The sequence below is a fragment of the Streptomyces sp. NPDC051310 genome (assembly GCF_044455245.1).
Classification (GTDB): Bacteria; Actinomycetota; Actinomycetes; order Streptomycetales; family Streptomycetaceae; genus Streptomyces.
The window spans coordinates 33,029-45,697 of record NZ_JBITEO010000029.1; the positions used below are offsets into that span (position 1 = coordinate 33,029).

Consider the following 12,669-nt stretch of genomic DNA (forward strand, 5'->3'; position numbering starts at 1 on the left):
CCTCGTTCCGGGTGCGGGCGCTAAAGAGGGGTGGTCGCCGGTTCGGTGCGGCGTTCGGCCGAGGCGTAGGCGGCGCGTTCCCCGGCGGTCGGGGAGAGCGCGACGAAGGCGGCGGTGACGAAGAGGTAGGACCCGAGACCGACGGCGAGGGGGAAGATGAACTGCATCGGCGTGGCTCCGGGCAGGTGCCCGCCGGAGGGGGCGACGTCGACCATGACGGCGAGCATGCCGGTGTAGTGCATGCTGCTGACGGCGGCGCCCATGACCAGGGAGGCGGCGGCGACCGCGACGGGGGACGTGATGTTGAGGGCCGCCCACAGGGCGGCGGTGGCGGCCACGACAGCGATGGCGACGGAGAGCGCGACGAGGAGCGGGTCGTAGCGGACGGTGCCGTGCAGCCGGAGCGCGGCCATGCCGAGGTAGTGCATGCTCGCGACGCCGAGACCGGTGGTGAGTCCGCCGAGCAGGAGGGCACCGGCGCGGCCCGGTCCCTGCCTGCGGCCCTGTCCTTGTCCGGGCCGGTCGCGGTTGCCGTTGCCGCGGCCGTGCGCCGGACCGGTACGGGGGCCTGAGCCGTGTTCGGGGCCGTGTTCGGGGCCGGCGTGCCCCGCGGACTGCCGGTGCCCGCGGCCGACGGCGAAGACACCGGCGCCCACCACGGCCATGGCGACGAGCAGGCTCAGGAGCGTCAGCGGCACGTCGTAGCGGACGTCGGTGCCGGTGACGCCGAAGCCCAGCATGGCGACGAAGTGCATCGTCCAGATGCCGGTGCCGATCGCGGAGGCGGCGGTGAGCAGCCAGTTGCGGCGGGAGCGGCCCGTCTCGTCGAGCGCGCGTACGGTGCAGCGCAGGCCGAGGGCCGCTCCGATGCAGGCCATGGCGTACGACAGCACGGGGGTCAGCCAGCCGAAGGTGGCGTGGTCCAGGTGTCCCATGGCTCAGGGACGCTAGACCTCACAGGGGCGCACCTAGGGGGCGCATTTCGAAAGCTGACGGAATATGACAGAGAGATGCTTCTGCACGATCGTGCCCCGCTCGAACATGTGCACCGTACGGCCGGATCGCATGTGCGGGATCATGTGCGCATGACCGACGACCACACGGATGTGCAGGAGTTCTTCACCGCCCGGGCGGCGGACTGGGACGCGCGGTTCCCTGACGACGGCCCGGCGTACGCCGCGGCCGTCGCGGATCTCGGACTGCGGCCGGGGGACGCGGTCCTCGACGCGGGCTGCGGCACGGGCCGTGCGCTGCCGCCGCTGCGCGAGGCCGTCGGTCCGGAGGGAACCGTCATCGGCGCCGACCTCACCCCCGCGATGCTGGCGGCGGCCGTGCGGGCCGGGCGCGACGGCAGCGCCGCACTGCTCCTGGCCGACGTGACGAGGCTGCCGGTGCGCGACGGCGCCCTGGACGCCGTCTTCGGGGCGGGGCTCATCTCGCACCTCCCCCACCCGGCGAAGAACCTGCGGGAGTTGGCGCGCGTCGTGCGGCCCGGCGGAGTGCTGGCGCTGTTCCATCCGATCGGCCGGGCCGCCCTGGCCGCCCGCCACGGACGGCGGATCAGCGATGACGATGTGCGGGCCGAGCCGAACCTGCGGGCGCTGCTGGCCGGCGCCGGCTGGCGGATGGAGTCGTACGTGGACCGGGACGACCGCTTCCTGGCCCTCGCCGTACGTGAGGTCGCGCAGGGCTGACGGGAACCGGACACGACAGCGACGGGGGCGCCGAGACGGGTCCCGCGCGCCGGAGTCGTGGTGCGGCCCTCTTCTGCCGCCGCGGGACGGGCCGTAGGTTGGAGGGACAGCCCAGGTGGAGGGGAAGGTGGGTCCGTTGTACAGCAGACTCCGCACGATATTGAAGCTCCCCAAGTCCCCGGCACCGGAACAGGGGAACGGTTCCCGCGCACGGCAGCACAACCTCTTCGAGGCGGCGGCGGTCTACGTGTCGGCGTGCGCCGAGGACGATCAGGAGCGGATCGACGAAGCGGCGGGCTGGGTGTCGCCCGAGGCGCTGTCCTTCGGGGTCAGCGAGCTGGCCTGCCGGGCGGTCATCGCCCTCGCCCGCGAGCGGGACGAGTCCCCCCAGAGCGTGGCGCGAAGCCTCCTCGGCCTACCCGCTGCCTGACGTCGTCGCCGTACGGGTCGCCGTGGGCCAGCGCCCGGGCCGGTGCGGTGCCGGTGCGGGCGCCGTACGCCAGCAGGTCCCTCACCTCGCGGGGCGTCCGGGGGCGGTAGCCGGGACCGCAGCCGCAGCAGTCCTGGCGGAAGCGCAGGCCCGCGGTGAGGACGGCGGCGAGAGCGCGCCAGCCGGCCCTGTCGCGGCGCGGAGGTACGGCGAGGGCGGAGCCCGCGCTCAGCAGCTGCCCGCCGCAGCGGGGACAGACGTCCCTGAGCCGTCTGCCGTAGCCGGCCGTCTTCTTGTAGGAGACACGGCAGGGCAGGCACACGAAGTGCGAGCTGGTGCTGGACATGCCACGGACCGTAGCCGGACGGTCAGGAAGGTGTCGACCTCATTACGGTCGGACAGCCCCTCGACGCGCGGGTTACCCGCTGGTTAAGGTGCGCCGACGAACGATCCGAGGGGAGGGCGGCATGGAGGGGACGCAGGACGCGGGCGAGGCCGGTCATGTCGGGAACGACGTCGCGGTCGACGCCCCGTCGGACGACGACGCGCTGTACGTGCTCACGGCCGCGCTGCTGACACCCGCGCAGTTCCCCAGCGTGCTCGCGGACGACTATCCCGAGGCGTGCGAGGCCCTGGGCCTGGAGCCGTACGCCGACGGTTACGGGCTGGTGCTGGGGCAGGACGGGGACGGCGCCCGGTGGACGGTCGTCGTGGACGACGTGTCCCTGGTGGCCGTGGCCATCGCCTCCTGGGACTGCGGCATGGAGTACGACCTCTCCCCCGACGAGCGCAGTGTGGTCGCCGCGCTGCCGGGCTGGCCGCTCGCGCTCTCGGTGGCCGCGCCCCAGCTGCCGCCGCCGCACGATCCCCCGACCGCCCCGGGCGACCGGCCCCCGCTGACCCCGCCGGACGCCGGCTCCTGGGGCCCCGCCCAGCGGCGGCTGGGCGCGGACGAGATCGCACTCCAGTGGGCCTCCTGGCGCAGCCGGCTCGACGACGACTTCGCCCCTCCCGGCGCTCCGGACGATGACGGCGCGGCTCCGGACGGCAGCCGCGAGGCCCCGGTGACCGGGGGCGCCGCGGACGACACACCAGGTCCCTCGGCTCGGCCCGGTGCGGCCGGCGGGTCGGGTGGTCCCGCTGCCGCGGGGACCTCCGACGGGGAAGGCATCCCGGCCTCCGCGGACTCCGTATCCTCCGGACCCGGGGGAACCGCGGAATACGGGGACACCGCAGTGCGGCGCGTGCTGGAGGAGGTGCAGCGGTACCTGGACTCCCCGCCGCCAGTCGGCCGGGTGCGGTCCGGGTTCGCACCCGACGGAGCACGCATGCTCAGGGCCGACGGCCCCGGGTGGTCACTGGTGGCACGGACCGACGACATCGCGTTCGTCCTGCTCGACGACCAGCCGGGCGAAGTGCTTCCGGTGGGGCGTGGAGCACGGCTCCCCGCCCTGCTGACGGCCCTGGAGGCGATGGCGGTGCGGCCCGCCTGACGGGTCAGCCGGTGGGCTCCTCGGGGGCCGGATCGTCGTCGGGCTCGGCACCCGCCGCACCCTCCGCGGGGGCGGGTTCTCCGGCGGGCGTGCCGCCCCGGCCCTCGTCGCCCGTCCGGGACAGGTCGGCGTCCCAGTGGTCGGAGCCGGTGCTCGCCTGCTCGTCGGGCAGGTCCCTCGGGACGCTGCGGCCTTCTTCGCCGGGTCCTTCGTGCCGCTTGTCGTTCATGACGCACGCGTACCCCTGTCGGCGCCGCTCAGACCTGCTGCAGCGGCCGGTGCGGCTCGTCCGGCAGTTCCACCTCGACCGGGTCTCCGGGGCGGACCTCTCCCCCGGTCCTCACGACACCCATGATCCCGGCCTTGCGGACGACGTCGCCCGTCTTCTCGTCACGCCCGACGACCTGCTTCAGCAGTCCGTTCTGGAAGGCGTCGATCTGCAGGCAGGGGTTGCGCAGGCCGGTCACCTCGATGACGGCTCCGCGGCCGATGCGGAGGAGGGTGCCGGCCGGCAGGCCGAGCAGGTCGATGCCACGGGTGGTGATGTTCTCCCCGAGCTCACCGGGTGCGACGGTGTGGCCGGCCGCGGCCAGGTCATCGAAGAGCTCCTCGTGGATCAGGTGCACCTGGCGGAGGTTCGGCCGGGTGGGGTCCTGCGCGACGCGGGACCGGTGCTTCACCGTCACGCCCGCGTGGACGTCCCCTTCCACCCCGAGACCGGCCAGCAGCGTGATCGCGGGGCGATTGGGCTTGCTGAACGCGTACTCCCCATTGCTGCTGACCGCAGTGACCGTGCCGCGCATCCCCCGGGACCCCCTCTGTCGAACGGATGATCAACTGCCACCCTAGCGGTCCTGGAGCACGGCCCGCGGTGGCGTGTCCTCACCGCGCCGTCGGGGCGGTACGGAGCGGCTCGCCCACGTCGTGGAGGTGGCCGAGGGCCTGACGGTACGAGTCGACGAACCCGGTCTCGGTGTAACGGATGCCCAGGGCGCGGCAGTGGGCACGCACCATGGGCTGGGCGAGCTTCAGGTGGGGCCGGGGCATGCTGGGGAAGAGATGGTGTTCCACCTGGTAGTTCAGCCCTCCCAGGAACCAGTCGGTGAAGGCGCCGCCCCGGATGTTGCGCGAGGTGAGCACCTGTCGGCGCAGATGACCCCAGGGCTCCCCGTGCGGGTCGGGCACCTCCATGCCCTTGTGGTTGGGGGCGAAGGCCAGGCCCAGGTGGAGACCGAGCAGCATCTGGTGGATCAGCGCGAAGACGACGGCCCGGCCGAACGGCATGGTGCTCAGCAGCAGGGTGAGGTAGCCCGCCACGTGGGCGAGGAGCAGCCCGCCTTCGGTCAGCCGCTCGCGCCGCGCTCGGCGCGGCCCGTCCTTGGCGAACAGCGCCTGGAACCCGTACACCTTCAGGGCGAGTCCTTCGAGGGTGGTCAGCGGGAAGAACAGCCAAGCCTGGTGACGGGTGAGCCAGCGCCGGAAGCCGGTGCGGCCCTCCGCCTGGTGCCGCGAGAAGACGAGGACGTCCGGGGCGACATCGGGATCCTTCTCCTCATGGTTGGGGTTGGCGTGGTGCCGGTTGTGCTTGTCGTTCCACCACTCCTGGCTCATGCCGAGCAACAGGTTGGCGTGGAGCAGTTGCAGGAGCCTGTCCCGGCGCTTGTCCTCACTGATCTGGTGGTGGCCGGCGTCGTGGGCGAAGAACCCGGCGCGCGCGGACAGGACGGCGAAGGGGACGGCCAGCAGCAGGGACCACCAGGAATGCCCGAAGAGGGCGAGGCCGGCGGCGACAGCCGCCAGGGCCAGCAGGTTGACGGAGATGCCGACCGCGTACCACCCGGTGCGGCGCTCCAGCAGCCCCTGGGACTTCACGACGCGCAGCAGGGGCGCGAACTCACTGCCGGTGCTCCGGATCCCGCGTGCGGGAGCGGAAGCACCGGCCGGCGGTGCGGGCGTGAGGGTGTCGAGGGCAGCGATGAGCTGAGGCATGAGGACTCCGGATGTTGGTCCGTGCGCATGATGTACGCCGACCTGATCAACGTACGGGCGAGTGCGCACCCCCCGCCATGGCACCACCACCCGGAGGCAGCCGGGGGGCTTCCCAAGGGGGGAGGTAGGGCTGGCTGCACCCCCCTGCAGGTCGATGCCGGGCGGCAGCTCGCCGAACGCATCGACGAGCTGGTCGCCCGCCGCGCCACGCTCCGCAGGCGCAGGCCTCCCCCACCGATGAGGGTCCTGGAAGCCTTCATCGCGTCTCCGCACGGGATCGGCCGGCGGTGCGGGGCTTGGGCCGCCGCGGGTGAAACGCCGCGGCACCTGCTCGGCCTCGGCTCTCCCGCGGCGGGGCGCGGTGGCGTCCTCGACCATCCGGTTGCACAGCGCGGTGAAGGCGAACCCGACCACGCTCGCGTCGTGCGTGCCGGCGTAGCCGGACTCGATCCCGGCATCGGTGCCGTGCCCCAACAGGCCCGCACCTCGGTGAAGTGAGCTGCATCACGGCCGAATTGAGCGCATGACGGCGCCTGCTTCCGGTACCCTCGGCCGCTCCGGCTCGCACTAGTCAAATTTGAGGAATGCGTCAGCGCTGTGCACAGGCTCTCCGATGCAACGCCCGCCCCGAACCCCGCCGCCCCGAAGTCCCCCGTCTTCCCCTGCTTCGCGCGCTCGCGCGCGGTCTTCCTGCCCGGCGACCCGCCCCGCGCCGGGCGGGTGGCCTTCTATCTCCCCGACCCGCGGGAGTCAGCCGACTCGCCCGGAGCCGCCGGTGCCGCGGGCGCCGCCGAGGAGCTGACCGTCATCACGGACGAGGGCGTGACCGGCACCGTACGGGCGCTGGCGCTGCCCGTGCGCGACGCGCTGCCCGTGCTCACGCGGGCCCGCCTCCACGCCGGCGCCGCACCCTCCGTGGCGTTCTGGGGCGCGGCCGCCCTGATGGCGCTGCAACTCGTGGCGCGTGGAAGGCTGTTGCCCGGTCTGACCGTCACCGACCATGACGCGTGGCGGGTGGGGCCGCTCGGACCCGACGACCTGGAGCACCTTCGTACCCTGGCGGCGTCCATGCCTCCACAGGCGCACGCCGTGCCCGTCGGCAGCGCGCCGGACGGCGTGGCGCTGCTGCCGCAGCCGGAGCAGCTGCTGCGGTCGTTCCTGGACGCTGTGGCCGACACCCTGCCCCGTACGCCCGCGGCCCCTCTCGCCGCCGACAGCGCGGCCTTCGCGGCGGAGCCCCCGCAGCACGTGCCGGAGCAGCGGGCCTGGGCGGCGGACGTGGCCGCCGGCCATGACGCCGGCGTACGGCTCTCCCTGCGCGTCGAGGTCACCGGCCTGGACGCACCCGGCGACGCGATGTCCGGCTCCCCCGAACCCGCGGCCGAGGCGCGGCCGGCCTTCCGTGCCGTGCTGCAGCTGCACAGTGCCGACGACCCGGCGCTGGTCGCCGACGCCGCCGATGTCTGGTCGGGTACGGCGGACGGGCCGGGGGCGGCCGCGGGCCGGTCGTTCGGGCCGCGCGCCCGGATGGACGCGCTGCTGGCGCTGCGCCGGGCCGCGCGTGCCTGGCCCGCACTCGGCCCCCTGCTGTCGGCCGCCGTCCCCGATGCCGTCGCCCTCGCCGACGAGGAGGTCACCGAGCTGCTCGGCGAGGCGGGACGGGCGCTGGCGGCGGCCGGCGTACCGGTGCACTGGCCGAGGGAGCTCGCACGTTCGCTGACCGCCCGGGCGGTGATCGGGCTTCCGGACGAGGAGACGCCCGGCGACGCGGCCCGGCAGGGCGGTCTGCCGTCGTTCCTGTCCGCCGACGCCCTGCTCCGCTTCGACTGGCGGTTCGCGATCGGCGACCAGCCGCTGACCCGGGCCGAGCTGGACCGGCTCGCCGAGGCCGGCCGGCCCGTCGTGCGGCTGCGTGACCGGTGGGTGCTCCTCGACCCCGAGGAGGCCCGCCGGGCCCAGACCGCCCAGGACCACGGGGTCACCCCGATCGACGCGCTCGGTGCCGTGCTGACCGGCAGCGCCGAGGTCGACGGCCGCCGGGTCGACGTGGAGGCGACGGGACGGCTGCGGGCACTGCGGGACCGGCTCGCCGATCCGGAGGGGACAGCCGGCGGGCAGCGGGAGATCGGGCAGCCCGCGGGTCTGGCCGCGACGCTCCGCGACTACCAGCTGCGCGGTCTCAACTGGCTGCACCGCATGACCTCCCTGGGCCTCGGGGCCTGTCTCGCCGACGACATGGGCCTCGGCAAGACCATCACGCTCATCGCGCTGCACCTGCACCGGCAGACCGACCCGTCGGCCGCCGGCCCGACCCTCGTCGTGTGCCCGACGTCCCTGATGGGCAACTGGCAGCGCGAGATCGAGAAGTTCGCACCGGGCACGCCGGTGCGCCGCTTCCACGGCCCGGCGCGCGAACTGGAACCCGTGAAGGCGGGCGAGTTCGTCCTCACCACGTACGGCACGATGCGGCTGGACGCGGCGCGGCTCGCCGGCACCACCTGGGGCATGGTCGTCACGGACGAGGCGCAGCACGTCAAAAACCCGTACTCGGCGACCGCCCGGCAGCTGCGGACCATCGGGGCGCACGCGCGCGTGGCGCTGACCGGCACGCCGGTGGAGAACAACCTCTCCGAGCTGTGGGCGATCCTCGACTGGACGACGCCGGGACTCCTGGGCCGGCTCGGAACCTTCCGCAGCCGCTACGCACAGGCCGTCGAGGGGGGCACCGACCCCGCCGCCGCCGAGCGGCTGGCCGCCCTCGTCCGGCCGTTCCTGCTGCGCCGCCGCAAGGCGGACCCGGGCATCGCGCCCGAGCTGCCGCCCAAGACGGAGACCGACCACACCGTGTCGCTGACCCCGGAGCAGGCGGGCCTGTACGAGGCGGTGGTGCGCGAGACCCTGGCGGCCATCGCCGGGGCGGGCGGCATGGAACGCCGCGGCCTGGTGGTCAAGCTCCTGACCGGGCTCAAGCAGATCTGCAACCACCCCGCGCAGTACCTGAAGGAGGACGATCCGCGGATCGCCGGCCGGTCCGGGAAGCTGGAACTGCTGGACGAGCTGCTCGACACGATCCTCGCGGAGCGGGCGAGCGTGCTGGTCTTCACCCAGTACGTGCGGATGGCGCGGCTGCTGGAGCGGCATCTGGCGGCACGCGGCGTACGGACGCAGTTCCTGCACGGCGGTACCCCGGTCGCCGAGCGCGAGGCGATGGTGGCACGGTTCCAGGGCGGTGAGGTACCGGTGTTCCTGCTGTCGCTGAAGGCCGCGGGCACCGGTCTCAACCTGACCCGCGCGGGTCATGTCGTGCACTACGACCGCTGGTGGAACCCGGCCGTCGAGGCGCAGGCCACCGACCGCGCGTACCGGATCGGGCAGACCCAGCCCGTGCAGGTGCACCGGTTGGTCGCGGAGGGCACCATCGAGGACCGCATCGCCGCCATGCTGGCGCGCAAGCAGGACCTGGCGGACGCCGTCCTCGGCTCCGGCGAGAGCGCGCTGACCGAGCTGACCGACGCCGAGCTGGCGGCACTGGTGGAGTTGCGCGGGCCGGCCGGTGGTCCAAAACGCCATCCGGGACGGGAGAGGCAGCGACAAGCGCCGCAGGAAACGCGGGAGCCGGCCCCGCGGAAGGCACAGCGGGAGGCGCAGCAGGAGACGCAGCGGAAGACGGAGCGAGGGAGCGCGCGATGAGCCGTACCGACGACGAGCGTACGTTCGCGGCGCTGCCGCCCGCCCACGGCCGCGGTTTCGCCGAGACGTGGTGGGGCCGGGCGTGGCTGCGGGCCCTGGAGGACACGGCGCTCGACGGGCAGCAGTTGAAGAGAGGGCGCCGTCACGCGCGTGAGGGCGCGGTGGGCGCGGTCTCGGTCCGGCCGGGGCGCATCACCGCGGTCGTCAAGGACCGGGACGGCACCGCGCACCGCAGCGACATCCTGCTGCAGGAACTGACCGACCCCGAGTGGGATCTGTTCCTGGACCTCGTGGTGGACCGGGCGGGGCACATCGCCGCGCTGCTGGACCGCGACATGCCGCCGCATCTGGTGGAGGACGCGGCGGCCGCCGGCATCGAACTGCTGCCGGGGATCGGTGACCTGGAGCCGGAGTGCACGTGCGATGCCTGGGACCACTGTCCGCACACCTCTGCGCTCTGCTATCAGGTGGCGCGGCTGCTGGACCAGGACCCGTTCGTGCTGCTGCTGATGCGGGGCCGCGGAGAGCGGCGGGTGCTGGACGAGCTCCAGGTGCGCAGCGCGGCGCGGGCCGGACGCACGGAGGGCGGCCGGCCCGCGGACACGGGACCGGAAGGCGTACGGGCCGACGAGGCGTTCGCCGCGCGGGACATCCTGCCGCCCCTGCCCGCCCCTCCCCCGCTGCCGGAACGGCCGGGCGAGCCGCCGGCGTTGGACACCGAGACCCCTCCGGCGCCCGGTGTCGACCCGGACGCGCTGGCCCTGCTCGCGGCGGACGCGGCGGCGCGGGCCCACCGGATGCTGGCGGAGGCGCTCGTACCCGGCCATGAGCACCAGCCGGCGGAACCGGAGCTGACACGGGACCAGGACGCGGTGCGGCTCGCCGCCGGGACGGAGGGGCATCCCCGGGTCACCGGCCGGCTGGCTGCCGGGACCGGCCGGCGGCGGGCCGGCCTGGACCTGGCCACGCGCGCGTGGCGCCTGGGCGGCACCGCGGCACTGGCCGTGCTGGAGGAGGAGTGGACACCCGCCCCGGAGCAGGCGGCACGCGCCCGCGCGTTGCTCGCCGAGGCGTGGGACGAGACCGAGCGGCCCGCGCTGCGGGCGTCGGGGCCCGACCGCTGGACGGTGCCGGGCGCCGGTGTCCAGCTCCGGCTGGGCCGTGACGGCCGCTGGTGGGCCTTGCGCAAGGAGGGCGGCCGGTGGGCTCCGGCGGCCCCTCCGGCCGGGGATCCGGCGTCGGCCCTGGCCGAGGTGATGGGGCCGACGGACGCGCCCGGGGATCCGGCACCGGGCCTCGCGGAGGCGATGGGGCCGACGGGTGCGTCGGAGGACGGGTCCGGTCGTCCGGTGTGAGGCCCTGGCGGGGCCGGTGGCGGCGCCGTAGCGTGAGCGCAGTCCGCCACCGGCCCGGCCGAACAGGAGCGCAGCGACGATGACCGATCCGCGGATCGTGACCGTACGCCCCCAGGAGGGCGAATACGCCTGGACGTTCGGCGGCGCCGCTCCCGTGGCGCGCATCGCGCCGGGCACGGTGCTGGACCTGTACACCGAGGACTGCTTCGCCGGTCGCGTACGGTCCGTCAAGGACCTGGTGTCGGAGGTGTGCACCTTCCCGTTCCTCAACCCGCAGACGGGGCCGTTCTTCGTGGAGGGCGCGGAGCCCGGCGACACGGTGGCCGTGCACTTCGTGTCGATCGAGCCGGCCCGCGACTGGGCGGCGTCGACGACCGTACCGCTGTTCGGGGCGCTCACCTCCACGCACACGACGGCCACCCTTCAGGAGCCGCTGCCCGAGGTGGTGTGGATGTGGCATCTGGACCGGGAGCGCCGCACCTGCCTGTTCGACGCGCGGGACAGCGACATCGAGATCGAGCTGCCGATGGATCCGATGCACGGCACGGTGGGGGTGGCGCCCGCGAACCTGGAGGTCCGCTCCGCACTCGTCCCGGACGCGCACGGCGGGAACATGGACACGCCCGAGATGCGCGCCGGCGTCACCTGCTACCTGGGCGTCAACGTGGAGGGCGCGCTGCTGAGCCTGGGGGACGGGCACGCACGGCAGGGCGAGGGCGAGACGTGCGGGGTCGCGGTGGAGTGCGCGATGAACACCGTGGTGGTGGTCGAGCTGCTGAAGGGTGTGGCGACGCCCTGGCCGCGCATCGAGTCCGACACGCACATCATGTCGACCGGCTCGGCACGGCCGCTGGAGGACGCCTTCCGCATCTCCCAGCTCGATCTGGTGCAGTGGCTGGCCCGCGACTACGGCCTGTCCCGGCTGGACGCGTACCAGCTGGTGACGCAGGCGGGCGAGGCGCCCCTGGCCAACGTCTGCGACACCAACTACACGTGCGTGGCGAAGATCCGCAAGGAATGGCTGCCGGCCGGTGAGCCGCACCGGGGGCTGCACCGTCACCTGCGGGAGCTGGCGGCGGTGCTGCCCCGGCCATGAGGCCCCCGGGTATTACGCGAGCTGCCGCTCCGCCGCGTCGACGGTCTGGGCGAGCAGCACGGCGATGGTCATCGGGCCGACACCGCCCGGTACGGGGGTGATCAGGGCCGCCCGGGCCGCCGCACCTTCGAAGTCGACGTCGCCGACGTTCCCCTCGTTGTACCCGGCGTCGATCACGACGGCGCCGGGCTTGATGTCCTCGCCGCGGATGAAGCGGGACCGCCCGACCGCCGCGACCACGATGTCGGCCTCGCGGAGGGCCGCCGACAGGTCGGCGGCGGGCGTGTACGAGTGGCAGTACGTCACCGTGGCGTTGCGGGCGAGCAGCAGCATGCCGGCGGGCTTGCCGAGGATGGCGCTGCGGCCGACGACGACGGCCCGCTTGCCGGCCGGGTCGACCTCGTACGCGTCGAGCAGCCGCATGATGCCGCCCGGGGTGCAGGAGACGAAGCCGGGCAGGCCGAAGCTCATCGCCGCGAAGGAGCTGGTGGTCACGCCGTCGACGTCCTTGGCCGGGGCGATGGCCTCGAAGGCGGCCCGTTCGTCGATGTGCGGGCCGACGGGGTGCTGCAGCAGGATGCCGTGGACGTCGGGGTCGTCCGACAGGGAGCGCAGGGTGGCGACCAGTTCGCCGGTGGTCGTCGTGGCGGGCAGCTCGATGTGGCGGGAGCGGATTCCGGCCTTTTCGCAGCGGGCCCGCTTCATCCGCACGTACGTCACGGACGCCGGGTCCTCACCGACGAGGACGGTGGCGAGGCAGGGCCGGGTGCCGGTGCGGCGGGTGAGGTCGGCGGCGCGGACGGCGGTGTCCTCGATGAGGCGGCGGGCGAGGCCGCTGCCGTCCATGAGGCGGGCGGTCGGGGACGGGGCGTGCGTGCCGGCGGGTGTGCTGGTGGACCTGTCGGTGGTCATGGATGCGCTC

Annotated in this window: 11 protein-coding genes; 6 read left to right on the top strand and 5 right to left on the bottom strand. The window is 74.1% G+C overall.

From position 1 onward, the window contains the following. Positions 1–20: 20 nt before the first annotated feature. Entirely contained in the window at positions 21–935 is a 915-nt protein-coding gene (locus ACIA79_RS30340) for an MHYT domain-containing protein (RefSeq protein ID WP_399431596.1), read from the bottom strand. Positions 936–1,085: 150 nt separating this feature from the next. Between ACIA79_RS30340 and ACIA79_RS30345 the strand changes: the two genes are divergently transcribed. The 3 genes from ACIA79_RS30345 (at position 1,086) to ACIA79_RS30355 (ending at position 3,617) form a co-directional block, all read left to right on the top strand. Then, a complete protein-coding gene (locus ACIA79_RS30345; RefSeq protein WP_399431597.1) occupies positions 1,086–1,694 on the top strand; it encodes a class I SAM-dependent methyltransferase in 609 nt (202 codons plus the stop codon). Positions 1,695–1,851: 157 nt separating this feature from the next. Further along, positions 1,852–2,124 carry a hypothetical protein gene (locus ACIA79_RS30350; RefSeq protein ID WP_399431647.1) on the top strand — a complete coding sequence of 91 codons (273 nt, stop codon included), beginning with the start codon at positions 1,852–1,854 and terminating at the stop codon, positions 2,122–2,124. A 467-nt stretch (positions 2,125–2,591) separates the two neighbouring features. Continuing rightward, positions 2,592–3,617: a hypothetical protein gene (locus tag ACIA79_RS30355; protein ID WP_399431598.1), complete on the top strand. Its 1,026-nt coding sequence runs from the start codon at positions 2,592–2,594 to the stop codon at positions 3,615–3,617. Positions 3,618–3,621: 4 nt separating this feature from the next. Here ACIA79_RS30355 and ACIA79_RS30360 read toward each other — a convergent pair whose 3' ends face one another. The 3 genes from ACIA79_RS30360 to ACIA79_RS30370 form a co-directional block, all read right to left on the bottom strand. Next, positions 3,622–3,846 (bottom strand): hypothetical protein, encoded by a 225-nt coding sequence (locus tag ACIA79_RS30360; RefSeq protein ID WP_399431599.1) that lies wholly within the window; start codon positions 3,844–3,846, stop codon positions 3,622–3,624. 28 nt (positions 3,847–3,874) lie between these two features. Next, positions 3,875–4,420 carry an MOSC domain-containing protein gene (locus tag ACIA79_RS30365; RefSeq protein WP_399431601.1) on the bottom strand — a complete coding sequence of 182 codons (546 nt, stop codon included), beginning with the start codon at positions 4,418–4,420 and terminating at the stop codon, positions 3,875–3,877. Positions 4,421–4,499: 79 nt separating this feature from the next. Further along, on the bottom strand, positions 4,500–5,606 hold the full coding sequence (locus tag ACIA79_RS30370; protein WP_399431602.1) for a fatty acid desaturase family protein: 1,107 nt from the start codon (positions 5,604–5,606) through the stop codon (positions 4,500–4,502). 597 nt (positions 5,607–6,203) lie between these two features. On the opposite strand from ACIA79_RS30370, the gene ACIA79_RS30375 reads away from it, so the two are divergent. The 3 genes from ACIA79_RS30375 (at position 6,204) to ACIA79_RS30385 (ending at position 11,747) form a co-directional block, all read left to right on the top strand. After that, a complete protein-coding gene (locus ACIA79_RS30375; RefSeq protein WP_399431603.1) occupies positions 6,204–9,296 on the top strand; it encodes an SNF2-related protein in 3,093 nt (1,030 codons plus the stop codon). Next, the gene (locus ACIA79_RS30380) at positions 9,293–10,651 is read left to right on the top strand and encodes an SWF or SNF family helicase (protein WP_399431604.1); all 1,359 of its coding nucleotides are present in this window, start codon (positions 9,293–9,295) and stop codon (positions 10,649–10,651) included. The genes ACIA79_RS30375 and ACIA79_RS30380 overlap by 4 nt, the downstream gene beginning before the upstream one ends. Before the next feature lie 79 nt (positions 10,652–10,730). Beyond that, a complete protein-coding gene (locus ACIA79_RS30385) occupies positions 10,731–11,747 on the top strand; it encodes an acetamidase/formamidase family protein (protein WP_399431606.1) in 1,017 nt (338 codons plus the stop codon). A gap of 12 nt (positions 11,748–11,759) precedes the next feature. Here the strand turns inward: ACIA79_RS30385 and ACIA79_RS30390 are convergent, their stop codons facing one another. Beyond that, the gene (locus ACIA79_RS30390; RefSeq protein ID WP_399431607.1) at positions 11,760–12,659 is read right to left on the bottom strand and encodes a bifunctional 5,10-methylenetetrahydrofolate dehydrogenase/5,10-methenyltetrahydrofolate cyclohydrolase; all 900 of its coding nucleotides are present in this window, start codon (positions 12,657–12,659) and stop codon (positions 11,760–11,762) included. Between the last annotated feature and the right edge of the window lie 10 nt (positions 12,660–12,669).